The sequence below is a fragment of the Pseudomonas sp. R3.Fl genome, assembly GCF_023516765.1.
In the GTDB taxonomy this organism is placed as follows: domain Bacteria; phylum Pseudomonadota; class Gammaproteobacteria; order Pseudomonadales; family Pseudomonadaceae; genus Pseudomonas; species Pseudomonas citronellolis.
This window is the reverse complement of the sequence record NZ_JAMGSO010000001.1, coordinates 5,981,889-5,993,489: the sequence shown is the minus strand read 5'-3', so window position 1 is coordinate 5,993,489 and position 11,601 is coordinate 5,981,889. Positions and strand designations below refer to the sequence as shown.

Annotated in this window: 12 protein-coding genes and 2 tRNA genes; 4 read left to right on the top strand and 10 right to left on the bottom strand. The window is 67.7% G+C overall.

Features of this window, described 5'->3' with window-relative positions; genetic code table 11:
- Positions 1 to 5 precede the first annotated feature (5 nt).
- Positions 6 to 155 (top strand): hypothetical protein, encoded by a 150-nt coding sequence (locus tag M8R19_RS26515; RefSeq protein ID WP_162839902.1) that lies wholly within the window; start codon positions 6 to 8, stop codon positions 153 to 155.
- Positions 156 to 464: 309 nt separating this feature from the next.
- Here M8R19_RS26515 and M8R19_RS26510 read toward each other — a convergent pair.
- Both M8R19_RS26510 and M8R19_RS26505 read right to left on the bottom strand, forming a co-directional pair.
- Positions 465 to 541: transfer RNA gene (locus M8R19_RS26510), tRNA-Val, on the bottom strand.
- Positions 542 to 596: 55 nt separating this feature from the next.
- A tRNA-Val gene (locus M8R19_RS26505) sits at positions 597 to 673 on the bottom strand.
- 184 nt (positions 674 to 857) lie between these two features.
- Here M8R19_RS26505 and M8R19_RS26500 point away from each other — a divergent pair.
- Positions 858 to 2,141 carry an NAD(P)/FAD-dependent oxidoreductase gene (locus tag M8R19_RS26500; protein ID WP_074980394.1) on the top strand — a complete coding sequence of 428 codons (1,284 nt, stop codon included), beginning with the start codon at positions 858 to 860 and terminating at the stop codon, positions 2,139 to 2,141.
- Between the two features lie 29 nt (positions 2,142 to 2,170).
- On the opposite strand, the gene M8R19_RS26495 is transcribed toward M8R19_RS26500, so the two are convergent.
- From M8R19_RS26495 to moaA, 6 genes are all read right to left on the bottom strand, one after another.
- Entirely contained in the window at positions 2,171 to 3,052 is an 882-nt protein-coding gene (locus tag M8R19_RS26495) for a formate/nitrite transporter family protein (RefSeq protein WP_249919336.1), read from the bottom strand.
- Positions 3,053 to 3,129: 77 nt separating this feature from the next.
- Positions 3,130 to 4,086 carry a PA2778 family cysteine peptidase gene (locus M8R19_RS26490; protein WP_249919335.1) on the bottom strand — a complete coding sequence of 319 codons (957 nt, stop codon included), beginning with the start codon at positions 4,084 to 4,086 and terminating at the stop codon, positions 3,130 to 3,132.
- Entirely contained in the window at positions 4,083 to 4,478 is a 396-nt protein-coding gene (locus tag M8R19_RS26485; RefSeq protein ID WP_074980392.1) for a PA2779 family protein, read from the bottom strand. The genes M8R19_RS26490 and M8R19_RS26485 overlap by 4 nt, the downstream gene beginning before the upstream one ends.
- Before the next feature lie 134 nt (positions 4,479 to 4,612).
- The gene (locus M8R19_RS26480) at positions 4,613 to 5,131 is read right to left on the bottom strand and encodes a hypothetical protein (protein WP_249919334.1); all 519 of its coding nucleotides are present in this window, start codon (positions 5,129 to 5,131) and stop codon (positions 4,613 to 4,615) included.
- A gap of 64 nt (positions 5,132 to 5,195) precedes the next feature.
- A complete protein-coding gene (locus M8R19_RS26475; RefSeq protein ID WP_249919333.1) occupies positions 5,196 to 6,020 on the bottom strand; it encodes a substrate-binding periplasmic protein in 825 nt (274 codons plus the stop codon).
- A 38-nt stretch (positions 6,021 to 6,058) separates the two neighbouring features.
- On the bottom strand, positions 6,059 to 7,054 hold the full coding sequence (moaA, locus tag M8R19_RS26470; protein WP_249919332.1) for a GTP 3',8-cyclase MoaA: 996 nt from the start codon (positions 7,052 to 7,054) through the stop codon (positions 6,059 to 6,061).
- Between the two features lie 181 nt (positions 7,055 to 7,235).
- Between moaA and M8R19_RS26465 the strand changes: the two genes are divergently transcribed.
- Positions 7,236 to 7,889 (top strand): TetR/AcrR family transcriptional regulator, encoded by a 654-nt coding sequence (locus M8R19_RS26465; protein WP_249919331.1) that lies wholly within the window; start codon positions 7,236 to 7,238, stop codon positions 7,887 to 7,889.
- 284 nt (positions 7,890 to 8,173) lie between these two features.
- Here M8R19_RS26465 and M8R19_RS26460 read toward each other — a convergent pair whose 3' ends face one another.
- Positions 8,174 to 8,605 carry a GlcG/HbpS family heme-binding protein gene (locus M8R19_RS26460; protein ID WP_074980387.1) on the bottom strand — a complete coding sequence of 144 codons (432 nt, stop codon included), beginning with the start codon at positions 8,603 to 8,605 and terminating at the stop codon, positions 8,174 to 8,176.
- A 185-nt stretch (positions 8,606 to 8,790) separates the two neighbouring features.
- Complete coding sequence (locus M8R19_RS26455; protein WP_074980386.1) at positions 8,791 to 9,705, bottom strand: LysR family transcriptional regulator; 915 nt, start codon at positions 9,703 to 9,705, stop codon at positions 8,791 to 8,793.
- Between the two features lie 109 nt (positions 9,706 to 9,814).
- On the opposite strand from M8R19_RS26455, the gene gcl reads away from it, so the two are divergent.
- A complete protein-coding gene (gene gcl, locus M8R19_RS26450; RefSeq protein ID WP_074980385.1) occupies positions 9,815 to 11,590 on the top strand; it encodes a glyoxylate carboligase in 1,776 nt (591 codons plus the stop codon).
- Positions 11,591 to 11,601 lie beyond the last annotated feature (11 nt).

Sequence of the window (11,601 nt, the reverse complement as noted above, 5' to 3'; positions counted from 1 at the left end):
TCGCCATGCTTTCCAGATTGACCAAAGTCGCCCTGCTGCTCGCCCTCGTCTCGCTCTCCGGCTGCTGGCCGTTCTTCCCGCCCTTCGGTGGGCCGGGAGGTGGCGGACACGGCGGTGGCGGCCATGGCGGCGGGCCCGGCTTCGAGCGCCGTTGAGCACGCAGGGGCACCCGGCGCGACCGGTGAATCCAATCGCGGACGGAGTCCGCTCCTACGCCCGCGCTTTCCCGGAATCGTAGGAGCAACCGTCTTTCCGGCTGCGCCGAGGCGCCCTTGGTAGGAGCGAGCTTGCTCGCGAACAAGCTCCGCTGCAGGACCCATTCGCGAGCAAGCTCGCTCCTACGAAAAGCCATGTGTCCCTGGAAGCGTAGGAGCGGACTCCGTCCGCGATCACCCCAAATCGCGCGCAAACAAAAAGGGCGACCCTCTCGGATCGCCCTTTCTGCTACCGCCGAAGCGGTGAATTGGTAGGCACAATTGGACTCGAACCAACGACCCCCACCATGTCAAGGTGGTGCTCTAACCAGCTGAGCTATGTGCCTAAAGAAAAGGGCGACCGCTTAAGATCGCCCTCTCGCTACCGCCGAAGCGGGAATTTGGTAGGCACAATTGGACTCGAACCAACGACCCCCACCATGTCAAGGTGGTGCTCTAACCAACTGAGCTATGTGCCTAGCGATGGGGGCGCATTCTACGCGAAGGCGTTGAACCGTCAAGCATTTTTTCGCTAACCCCCTGAAAAAGGGAATTTTTTTATGTTCGTCCTTGCGTAAAAAATTTTGCACGGCCACTAGCCGAGTGATTTCGACTCGGGTAGCATCAGCCCATCTCGTAAAAAATAACAAACACAGGTGCAATATGCCGCACACTTCTTATCCCACTTCCTACTATGCAGCCTCGGCCAATCCGGTCCCTGCGCGCCCCGAACTCAAGGGCGAGACCGAAACCGACGTGTGCATCATCGGCGCGGGCTACACCGGCCTGTCCACCGCCCTCTTCCTGCTGGAGAACGGCTTCAAGGTGACCGTGCTGGAGGCCGCCAAGGTCGGCTTCGGCGCGTCCGGCCGCAACGGTGGCCAGATCGTCAACAGCTACAGCCGCGACATCGACGTCATCGAACGCACCGTCGGCCCGAAGCAGGCGCAACTGCTCGGCCAGATGGCCTTCGAGGGCGGCCGCATCATTCGCGAGCGCATCGCCAAGTACGACATCCAGTGCGACCTGAAGGACGGTGGCGTATTCGCCGCCCTCAGCGCCAAGCAGATGGGCCACCTGGAGTCGCAGAAGAAGCTCTGGGAGCGCTTCGGCCACACCCAGCTGGAGCTGATGGACGCCAAGCGCATCCGCGAAGTGGTGAACACCGACAGCTACGTCGGCGGCATGCTCGACATGAGCGGCGGCCACATCCACCCGCTGAACCTCGCCCTGGGCGAAGCAGCGGCGGTGGAATCGCTTGGCGGCGTGATCCACGAGCAATCCCCGGCGGTGAAGATCGAGCGTGGCGCCAACCCGGTGGTGCACACCCCGCAAGGCCGGGTGAAGGCCAAGTTCGTGGTAGTCGCCGGCAACGCCTACCTCGGCGGCCTGGTCCCGGAGCTGGCCTCCAAGTCCATGCCCTGCGGCACCCAGGTGATCACCACCGAGCCGCTGGGCGACGAGCTGGCCAAGACCCTGCTGCCCCAGGACTACTGCGTCGAGGACTGCAACTACCTGCTCGACTACTACCGCCTGACCAGCGACAAGCGCCTGATCTTCGGCGGCGGCGTGGTCTACGGTGCCCGCGATCCGTCGAACATCGAGGCGATCATCCGTCCGAAGATGCTCAAGGTCTTCCCGCAGCTGAAGGACGTGAAGATCGACTTCGCCTGGACCGGCAACTTCCTGCTGACCCTCTCGCGCCTGCCGCAGGTCGGCCGGATCGGCGACAACATCTACTACTCCCAGGGTTGCAGCGGCCACGGCGTCACCTACACGCACCTGGCCGGCAAGGTGCTGGCCGAGGCCCTGCGCGGCCAGGCCGAGCGTTTCGACGCCTTCGCCGACCTGCCGCACTACCCCTTCCCGGGCGGGCGCATGTTCCAGGTGCCGTTCTCCGCGATCGGCGCCTGGTACTACAACCTGCGCGACAAGCTGGGCGTGTAACCCGCCCTGCGAACGACGACGACGGCGCCCTAGGGCGCCGTTTTCGTTGGCGCGCCGCTGTCGCTGCGGATCTGCGCGTGGCTGATCAGGGCGAAGATCAGGCTGCCGCCGACGATGTTGCCGGCCAGCGTCGGCAGCGCGAAGTCCAGCAGGAAGGCCTTCCAGCCCAGCTCGCCGGCCCACATCAGGTAGCCGACCTCGCAGGTGCCGACCACGATGTGGCTGAAGCTGCCCAGCGACATCAGGTAGGTGACCAGGATGATGATCCACACCTTGGCGCTCTCCGCCGCCGGCACCAGCCAGACCATGGTGGCGATCATCCAGCCGGAGACGATGCCGCGGGAGAACATCTGCCAGCCGTCGTTCTCCATGACTTCGCGGCCAATCTCGAGGAAGGCCTGGTCGGTCTTCGCATCGAAGATCGGCAGGTGCAGCATGGCGTAGGCGAACAGCAACGCGCCGGCGACGTTGCCCAGCAGCACCACGCCCCACAGGCGCAGCAGTTGCCCAGCCTTGCGCAGGGTCGGCTCGCTCATCAGCGGCAGCACCGCGGTGAGGGTGTTCTCGGTGAACAGCTGCTGGCGGGCGAGGATGATGGCGAGGAAGCCCACCGGGTAGCCCAGGCTGGTGACGATGGTCGCGCTGTCGTGCTCCGGCAGCCTGGCGCGGAACAGCCCCATGGCCATCAGCGACAGGCCGATGGTCAGCCCGGCGGCCAGGGCCGACCACCAGAGCGCCGCCAGGGTGCGCTCCAGCTCGTGGTTGCCCTGCAGGCGGATCACCTCATGCAGCACCAGCGCCCGGGGTGGCTGGGCCTTCTCGACCTTGCGGCGCTCCTCGGCGGAAAGATCGTCCGCGGTATCGCCCTTGCCGGCGGCATCGCGTGCCGGCTGCTGCTTGTCGCTGGCCATGGGTTGCACCTCATCAAGGGATGCAACTTAGGCCGGCGATCAAGCGCAGCGGTTCAAAGAAAATGCCCCGCTGCGCCTCAGCGCACGGGGCAGGCCGGCGCGGCGCTGCATTGCCCGGCAGCCACCGGTGCCGCCTGGGGCGCCTGGAGGAAACGCGCATCCGACGGCGCCAGTTGGTGCGCACAGCTCGCCGGGGCGCGGGCCTGCTCGGCGCAGCCGCGTTCCGCCATGACGTTGGCCAGGTTGTACCAGGCGGCGGCGAAGTCCGGCCGCGCGGCCACGCTGTGGCGCAGCGCCGCTTCGGCCTCGCCCAGGTCGCCGGCGGCGTAGCGGGCGTTGGCCAGGGCGAACCAGCCCAGCGGCTCCTGCGGCCAGGCCCGGGTGGCGGTGCGGTAGGCCTGGTCGGCGAGGGCCTGTTGCCCGGTTTCCTCCAGGTCGTGGGCCGCGCGCAGCCAGCGTGTCGGTTCGACGCTGGCCGGCAGCCGGTCGGCCGGCAGCGTCAGCACCGCCCAACGGCCGCTGCGCCGCCAGGTGACGTCGAAGGCAGTGAAGTCGATCACCAGGCGCTGGGTGATGCCGGAGCGCAGCAGCAGTTCGTGGCGGTCGCGGTCGTAGCCGACCACCACGGCGTAATGCCACATCGGCAACCAGTCCAGGCCGTTGTTCTGCAGCACCAGCACCGGGTTGCCGGCGGCCACTTCCTTGAGCACGTCCTCCAGGCGCGGGCGCAGCGGGTAGACCAGCAGGCCCCGCTCACGCGCCGCGGCCACCAGCTCGACCTGCAGGCTGCCCTGGCGCTGCGGCAGGAACACCCGCTCCCTCAACTGGTTCGGCGTCACTCGCACGCCACGCTGGTTGAGCACGGTGGCAAGCGCCGCCGGGCCGCACTGGTATTGCTGCTGCGGGAAGAACTGCACCGCGGAAAGCTCGACGCGCCGTGGCAGCGCGTCGACCTCCGCCGGCAGCCGCGGCGCCGTGGCGCAGCCGCCGAGCAGCAGCGCGGCCAGGGCCACGGCAGCGACGGCGTGCCTCAACGCTGGCACCGCACGAAGGTGAAGATATGCGTGATGCAGAGCATGTCGGTGATGATGAAGATCAGCAGGAACAGGATGATGATGCCGATGATGCCACCGGCCGGCGCCTGGTCCAGCTGCTGGTTGAACTGCGCCAGCTCCTCGTTGGACAGGCTCTTGATGCGCTGCTCGACCTGGCTGCGCTCCACGCCCATGGATTGCAGCTTCTTCTGCACGCCCTGGTCATCGAGCATGCGCAGCAGCTGCTCGCGGTCGACGTGCTGCTGTTGCGCCTGCAGCACCTCGCCGGTGCCCACCATGGCCGCCTGCGCCAAAGGCACCTCGGCCACCACGCCCAACTGCGCCAGCACCAGCACGGCCGCCAGGCGCTTCACCCGTTTTGTGATTGTCATTCTGGGTCTCCTCCACTTTGACGCGCTAGCAGACCGCCGGGTAAAGCCGGAGGTTCCGCGCCGCCAAGCACGGTTGCACAAGCAAAGCCCGGGCGCCGTCGCCGAACGCGGCACCTTCTGTTCAGATCACGGCGTCAGGCGTTTGGTTCGAAGCGCAAGCGTCGCCAGTCCACGGCCAGGTGGCCGAGGTACACGCAAGGGTAGGCATGGGGCAGCAGGAAGTGCTCGTGACCGGCCACGGCCAGCCCGGCGCGCCGGCAGTCCAGGCGCAGCAGGCGGCCCCAGGCATAGGACTGGGCATCGATCGCCTGCGCGCCGAAGGCCGCCCCCGGCCAACGCGCCCGGCACCAGTCGAGCAGTGCCCGGGCATCGCGCACGGCGGGCAGGCAGGCGATCCGCACCTCGTCGTCGCGCCAGTCCAGCGCCCGCGGCGCATCGAAGGCGGCCTGGCGTTCCAGCGGCAGCGGGCAGACCCGGGCGCCGTCGGCCAGCGGCTCCAGCATCACCGCCAGCGCCTGCCAACTGCTGTGCTCCAGCGCCCAGAGCAGGTCGCCATCGACTTCCAGCGACGGCCGCCCCGCCACCCGCTGGCGGAAACCCTCGCAAACCAGGCAGCAATCGCCCAGTGGAATTCGCAGTTGACTCTCGCTCACATCAGCCTCGCAGCACATCGGCCGCGTGATTCTAGGGAAAGCCCGTGGCCTACGGAAAGCCCCGTCAGAGCGTTCCTCCCTGCTGCCGGGCCTTTTGCCGCTCCAGATAGTCCAGCCTCCACTGCTCGACGCCCAGGTGCGCCGGATCGAGGCTGGCCTCCACGCCATGACGGGCTTTCAGCGCGGCCACTTGCGCCGCCTGCTCGACGAGGAAGCGGTCGAAGCAACGGACCAGCTCGGGATGCCGCTCGCTGGACAGTCGGAAGTCGCTGCGGGTGTGCGGCAGGCCCGGGTCGAAGACCAGGGCGCCGGGCCGGGCGCGGAGGTTGTCCAGGTAATAGGTGGCGACCACCACGTTGAAGTAGGCGCCGTCGGCCTCCTTCTTCAAGGCCTGGTGGATCATCTGCCGCAGGTCGGCGCTGGGCAGTCGCGCCAGCTGGCCCTGCTCGATGGCCTGCTGGTAGCCGCGCGGCGTCCAGCCGTCCACCACGGCCAGGCGCTTGAGCGCCGGCAGGCCCTGGCCCACGCGCTCGGGGGCGACCAGCACGCCGTCGACGTACTGCACCACCGGCTGGCTGTAGACCAGGGCGTGCCCGGCCTTCTGCGTCTCGGCCCAGGCCGGGTTGTCCGGATACTTGAGGTCGACGCGCCCTTCCAGCAGGGCCGGCAGCAGGCGCTCCACCGGCAGCGGGCGGTACTCCAGCTGCACGCCGCAACTGCTGGCGAAGCGGTCGAGCAGTTCGCGGGCGAAACCCTGGTAGCGCCCCTGGGCGTCGGTGCTGTAGTGCGGCAGGAATTGCAGGTCTTCGACGCCGACCACGTAGGTCTGCGCCATGGCCTGGGAGGAAACGGCGGCGCCGAGCGCCCAGCCGAGGACCGCGAGCTTCATGGGCTCTCCTTGTTGGTTTTGTTGTTCCCGGGTGTGGCTCAGCCGCCGGTCATGCTCATGAAGCGCAGCACCTGGACCTGCTCGGCGGCGTCGAAGTGGTGGCGCTGCGGCTTGAGCTGCAGCGCCTCGACCAGCGCCGCGCGCAGCCGGGCACCGTCGCCGGGGTGGCTGCGCAGCAGTTGGCGCAGGTCCAGCGCGCCTTCGTGGCCGAGGCAAAGCACCAGCCTGCCCTCGGCAGTGACACGTACACGGTTGCAGTCGCCGCAGAAGTTGTGGCTGTGCGGCGAGATGAAGCCGATGCGGCTGGGCAGCCCGTCGACGCGGTAGTAGCGCGAGGGGCCGCCGCTGCGCTCCAGGCTGGGCGTCAGTTGCCAGTGTTCGGCCAGGCGGGCGCGCACCTCGTCGCTGCTGCACAGGGTCTGCGCGCGGTCATGGCTGCTGATGCTGCCCAGCGGCATCTCCTCGATGAAGCTGATGTCCAGCCCGCGGGCCAGCGCGTACTCCACCAGTTCGCAGACTTCGTCGTCGTTGCGCCCCTTCTGCACCACGCAGTTGAGCTTGATGCGTTCGAAACCCGCCACCCGCGCAGCCTCTATCCCCGCCAACACCTGGGGCAGGCGGTCGCTGCGGGTGAAGGCGGCGAAGCGTTCGCGGCGCAGCGAATCCAGGCTGATGTTCAACCGGCGCACGCCGGCGGCGCGCAGCTCGGCCGCGCGGCCGGCCAGTTGCGAGCCGTTGCTGGTGATCGCCAGGTCTTCCAGTTCGGGGCGCGCGCCGAGCCGCGCCAGCAGCGAGGTCAGGCCCTTGCGCACCAGCGGCTCGCCGCCGGTGATGCGGATGCGCCGCACGCCCAGGGCGATGAAGGCGTCGGCCACCGCGTAGAGTTCTTCCAGGCTCAGCACCTGGTCGCGCGGCAGGAACTGCATGTCTTCGCTCATGCAGTAGGTGCAGCGGAAGTCGCAACGGTCGGTCACCGACAGGCGCAGGTAGGTGATGCGGCGGCCGAAGGGGTCGACCAGTTGGCTGTCGGACATGGCGGCGAGCTCTTGGAAGGCCGGGCGCCGTGGCGGCGCCGGGGTCCGGCAGACTCTACAGAAAACCTGAACCGCGGGTCAACTTCAGCCGCCGGGCCCTTGCTTGAGAGGCCCGCGGAGCCGGTGCTACCATCGCCGGCCCAGCCATGGGCTACCCGCGCACAAGAAGACCCAGCAGACCATGACCAGCATTCGCGAACGCAACCGACGCCTGATCCTCCGCGCCGCCAGCGAAGAGTTCGCCGAAAAGGGCTTCGCCGCCACCAAGACCAGCGACATAGCGGCGCGCGCCGGGCTGCCCAAGCCCAACGTCTACTACTACTTCCAGTCCAAGGAAAACCTCTACCGCAGCGTGCTGGAAAGCGTGGTGGAGCCGCTGCTGCAGGCTTCCGCGCCGTTCCGCGAGGACGACGAGCCGGCCGAGGCGCTGCGCGCCTACATCCGTTCGAAGATCCGCATTTCCCAGGAGCTGCCGCACGCCTCCAAGGTGTTCGCCAGCGAGCTGATGCACGGCGCGCCGCACCTGCCCAGGGAATACCTGGACGAGCTGAACGCCCAGGCCCAGCGCAACATCGCCTGCCTGCAGAGCTGGATCGACCGCGGCCTGCTGGCCCCGGTGGACCCGCACCACCTGCTGTTCACCATCTGGGCGGCGACCCAGACCTACGCCGACTTCGACTGGCAGATCTCCATGGTCACCGGCAAGGACAGCCTCAGCGACGCCGACTTCGAGGCCGCCGCCGAGACCATCACCCGCCTGGTGCTGCGCGGCACCGCGCCGGACGCCGGCGAGCCGGCCAAGACCAGCGGCCGCATGCGGCCGTTGCCGCTCTAAATCATCTCTGCTGCGTAGGGCGTATAACGCTCCGCGTTATACGCCGCTTGACCTTGGCTACCTGCCCGCTCGGGGTCGACCTGGGCGTGAGAAATGTTCGCCAGGGTTGGCCATGGCATTTGCGATGGCATCGGCGTAGCGGCGTATAACCGAGAACGGTTATACGCCCTACCCGGCTGCTTTTCGTAGGAGCGAGCTTGCTCGCGAACCAACCCCGCAGCGGAGCCGTTCGCGAGCAAGCTCGCTCCTACAAGAGCACTTCTCCGCCCTGCTCCTACAGGTAATTACCCCGCGTCGGCCACCAGGCCGGCGGCCTGGATGCCGCGGATGGCGCATTGCTCGTCGATGTCCGAGGCGTCGCCGCTGATGCCGATGGCGCCGATTACCCGGTTGCTCTTGTCGCGGATCAGCACGCCGCCCGGCGCCGGCACCACGTTGCCCTGGGCCAGGGTGTTCACCGCGGCAATGAACGACGGGCGCTGCTGGGCGTCGGCGGCCAGCGCGCGCGAGGACTTGCCCAGGGCCACCGCGCCCCAGGCCTTGCCGATGGCCACCTGCGGGCGCAGCAGGCTGGCGCCGTCCTCGCGCTGCAGGGCCACCAGGTGGCCGCCGGCGTCGAGCACCGCCACGGTCAGCGGCGCGGTGGAAAGTTCGCGGCCAGCGGCCAGGGCGCTGCGGGTGATGGCCAGGGCGGTGTCCAGGTTGATTTCGCTCATGAGGGGTTCCTCGCAAAGGGATGAGACGTGCGCCCGCGCCTTTTTCGAAAAACGGCGCGGCGTTGCAAAGCCCTTGATGGAATAGCCGAAGGCAACCCCGGACGCAACGACTAAATACAATCATTAGACATTTTGTACACAACACTAAAACCAGAAAAATACAACACCAGTATCGAATCAACCGCTCAAGGATGCCGGGTTTCCCAGTACCCCGGGGTGTTGTAGATGGCCTTCAGGTAGTCGATGAAGAAGCGCACCTTGGCCGGCAGGTAGCGCTGCTGCGGGTACACCGCCTGGATGTCGTAGGCGGGAATCTCGTACTCGTCGAGCACCGTCACCAGCTCGCCGGCCTTGAGCTCGGCCTGGATTTCCCAGGTGGAGCGCCAGCCGATGCCCAGGCCCTGCTTGACCCAGTCGTAGAGCAGCTCGCCGTCGTTGCAGTCGAGGTTGCCGGACACCCGCACCGCCACCTGCCGGCCGTCGCGCAGGAAGGTCCAGCCGCGCTGCTGGCCGCCCTGCAGGTTGAAGGCCAGGCAGTTGTGCCGCGTCAGGTCTTCCAACACCCGCGGCACGCCGTGCAGCTCGAAGTACGAGGGCGCGCCGCAGACCACCCGGCGGTTGGGGAACAGCTTCACCGCCACGTAGTTGGGGTCGGTGACCTCGCCGATGCGGATGCCCATGTCGTAGCCCTGGCGCACCAGGTCCACCAGGCTGTCGGTGAAGTTGAACGACAGCTTCAGGTCCGGGAAGCGCTCCAGGAAGGCCGGCGCGTGGGGCGCGATGTGGCGCCGGCCGAAGGCCGCCGGGGCCGACACCACCAGGTGCCCGCGCACCGAGTTGCCGCCGCGGGCGACGCTGGCGTCGGCCTCGTCGAAGTCCTTGAGCAGGCTGCGCGCGCGCTCCAGGTACTGCTCGCCGAGGTCGGTCAGCTGCAGGCCGCGGGTCGAGCGGTGCATCAGCTTCACGCCCAGGTGCTGCTCCAGCGCATCAAGACGCCGGCCCATGACCACCGGGGTCACGCCTTCACTCAGCGCCGCCGAGGCGAAGCTGCCGTTGTCCGCTACCAGGACGAAACTGCGGATGAGGGTATAGCGGTCCATTCGATACTCCAGATATCGACAGAACTGAAGTATCCATCAATTCCGTCGCTTTGGCACAGCCGGCATCCTTGCCCCCAACAAGAAAACCACCGACTCAAGAGGAAAGGTCATGGCCAAAATGAGAGCGATCGAGGCGGCCGTCCTGGTCATGCGCCGCGAAGGCGTGGACACCGCCTTCGGCGTACCGGGCGCCGCCATCAACCCCATGTACGCGGCGATGAAGAAGCTCGGCGGCATCGACCACGTGCTGGCCCGCCACGTCGAAGGCGCCTCGCACATGGCCGAAGGCTACACCCGCACCAACGCCGGCAACATCGGCGTGTGCATCGGCACCTCCGGCCCGGCCGGCACCGACATGGTCACCGGCCTGTACTCGGCCTCCGCCGACTCCATCCCGATCCTCTGCATCACCGGCCAGGCGCCGCGTGCCCGCCTGCACAAGGAAGACTTCCAGGCCGTGGACATCACCAGCATCGTCAAGCCGGTGACCAAGTGGGCCACCACCGTGCTGGAGCCGGGCCAGGTGCCCTACGCCTTCCAGAAGGCCTTCTTCGAGATGCGCAGCGGCCGCCCCGGCCCGGTGCTGATCGACCTGCCGTTCGACGTGCAGATGGCCGAGATCGAGTTCGACATCGACGCCTACGAGCCGCTGCCGGTGCACCGCCCGAGCGCCACCCGCGCCCAGGCCGAGAAGGCCCTGGCCCTGCTCAACGACGCCGAGCGCCCGCTGCTGGTCGCCGGCGGCGGCATCATCAACGCCGACGCCTCGACCAGGCTGGTGGAATTCGCCGAACTGCTCGGCGTGCCGGTGATCCCGACCCTGATGGGCTGGGGCACTATCCCCGACGACCACCCGCTGATGGCCGGCATGTGCGGCCTGCAGACCTCGCACCGCTATGGCAACGCCACCCTGCTGGAGTCCGATCTGGTGTTCGGCATCGGCAACCGCTGGGCCAACCGCCACACCGGTTCGGTCGACGTCTACACCGCCGGCCGCAAGTTCATCCACGTGGACATCGAACCCACCCAGATCGGCCGCGTGTTCACCCCGGACCTGGGCATCGTCTCCGATGCCGGCGCCGCGCTGGACGCCTTCCTCGAAGTGGCCCACGAGTGGAAAGCCGCCGGCAAGCTCAAGGACCGCAGCGCCTGGGTCGAAGCCTGCCGCGAGCGCAAGCGCACCCTGCAACGCAAGACCCACTTCGACAACGTGCCGGTCAAGCCGCAGCGCGTGTACGAGGAGATGAACGAGTTCTTCGGCAAGGACACCTGCTACGTCAGCACCATCGGCCTGTCGCAGATCGCCGGCGCGCAGTTCCTCCACGTCTACAAGCCGCGCCACTGGATCAACTGCGGCCAGGCCGGCCCGCTGGGCTGGACCATCCCCGCCGCCCTGGGCGTGGTCAAGGCCGACCCCAGCCGCCAGGTGGTGGCGCTGTCCGGCGACTACGACTTCCAGTTCATGATCGAGGAGCTGGCCGCCGGCGCGCAGTTCAACCTGCCGTACATCCACGTGCTGGTGAACAACTCCTACCTGGGGCTGATCCGCCAGGCCCAGCGCGGCTTCGAGATCGACTACTGCGTGCAGCTGGCGTTCGACAACGTCAACGCGCCGGAACTCAATGGCTACGGCGTGGACCACGTCGCCGTGGTGGAAGGCCTCGGCTGCAAGGCGATCCGCGTGTTCGACCCGAACCAGATCGGCGCCGCCTTCGCCCAGGCCCGCGAACTGATGCAGCAGCACCGCGTGCCGGTGGTGGTGGAAGTGATCCTGGAGCGTGTGACCAACATCGCCATGGGCACCGAGATCAACGCCATCAACGAGTTCGAGGAGCTGGCCCAGAGCCGCGACGACGCGCCTACCGCCATCTCGCTACTGGACTGACGAAGTACCGG

What these genes read in the sequence shown, in the direction of transcription:
- M8R19_RS26515 (WP_162839902.1), top strand. Translation starts at nt 6, where the DNA reads ATGCTTTCCAGATTGACCAAAGTCGCCCTGCTGCTCGCCCTCGTCTCG.
- M8R19_RS26500 (WP_074980394.1), top strand. Translation starts at nt 858, where the DNA reads ATGCCGCACACTTCTTATCCCACTTCCTACTATGCAGCCTCGGCCAAT.
- M8R19_RS26495 (WP_249919336.1), bottom strand. Translation starts at nt 3,052, where the DNA reads ATGGCCAGCGACAAGCAGCAGCCGGCACGCGATGCCGCCGGCAAGGGC.
- M8R19_RS26485 (WP_074980392.1), bottom strand. Translation starts at nt 4,478, where the DNA reads ATGACAATCACAAAACGGGTGAAGCGCCTGGCGGCCGTGCTGGTGCTG.
- M8R19_RS26475 (WP_249919333.1), bottom strand. Translation starts at nt 6,020, where the DNA reads ATGAAGCTCGCGGTCCTCGGCTGGGCGCTCGGCGCCGCCGTTTCCTCC.
- moaA (WP_249919332.1), bottom strand. Translation starts at nt 7,054, where the DNA reads ATGTCCGACAGCCAACTGGTCGACCCCTTCGGCCGCCGCATCACCTAC.
- M8R19_RS26465 (WP_249919331.1), top strand. Translation starts at nt 7,236, where the DNA reads ATGACCAGCATTCGCGAACGCAACCGACGCCTGATCCTCCGCGCCGCC.
- M8R19_RS26460 (WP_074980387.1), bottom strand. Translation starts at nt 8,605, where the DNA reads ATGAGCGAAATCAACCTGGACACCGCCCTGGCCATCACCCGCAGCGCC.
- M8R19_RS26455 (WP_074980386.1), bottom strand. Translation starts at nt 9,705, where the DNA reads ATGGACCGCTATACCCTCATCCGCAGTTTCGTCCTGGTAGCGGACAAC.
- gcl (WP_074980385.1), top strand. Translation starts at nt 9,815, where the DNA reads ATGGCCAAAATGAGAGCGATCGAGGCGGCCGTCCTGGTCATGCGCCGC.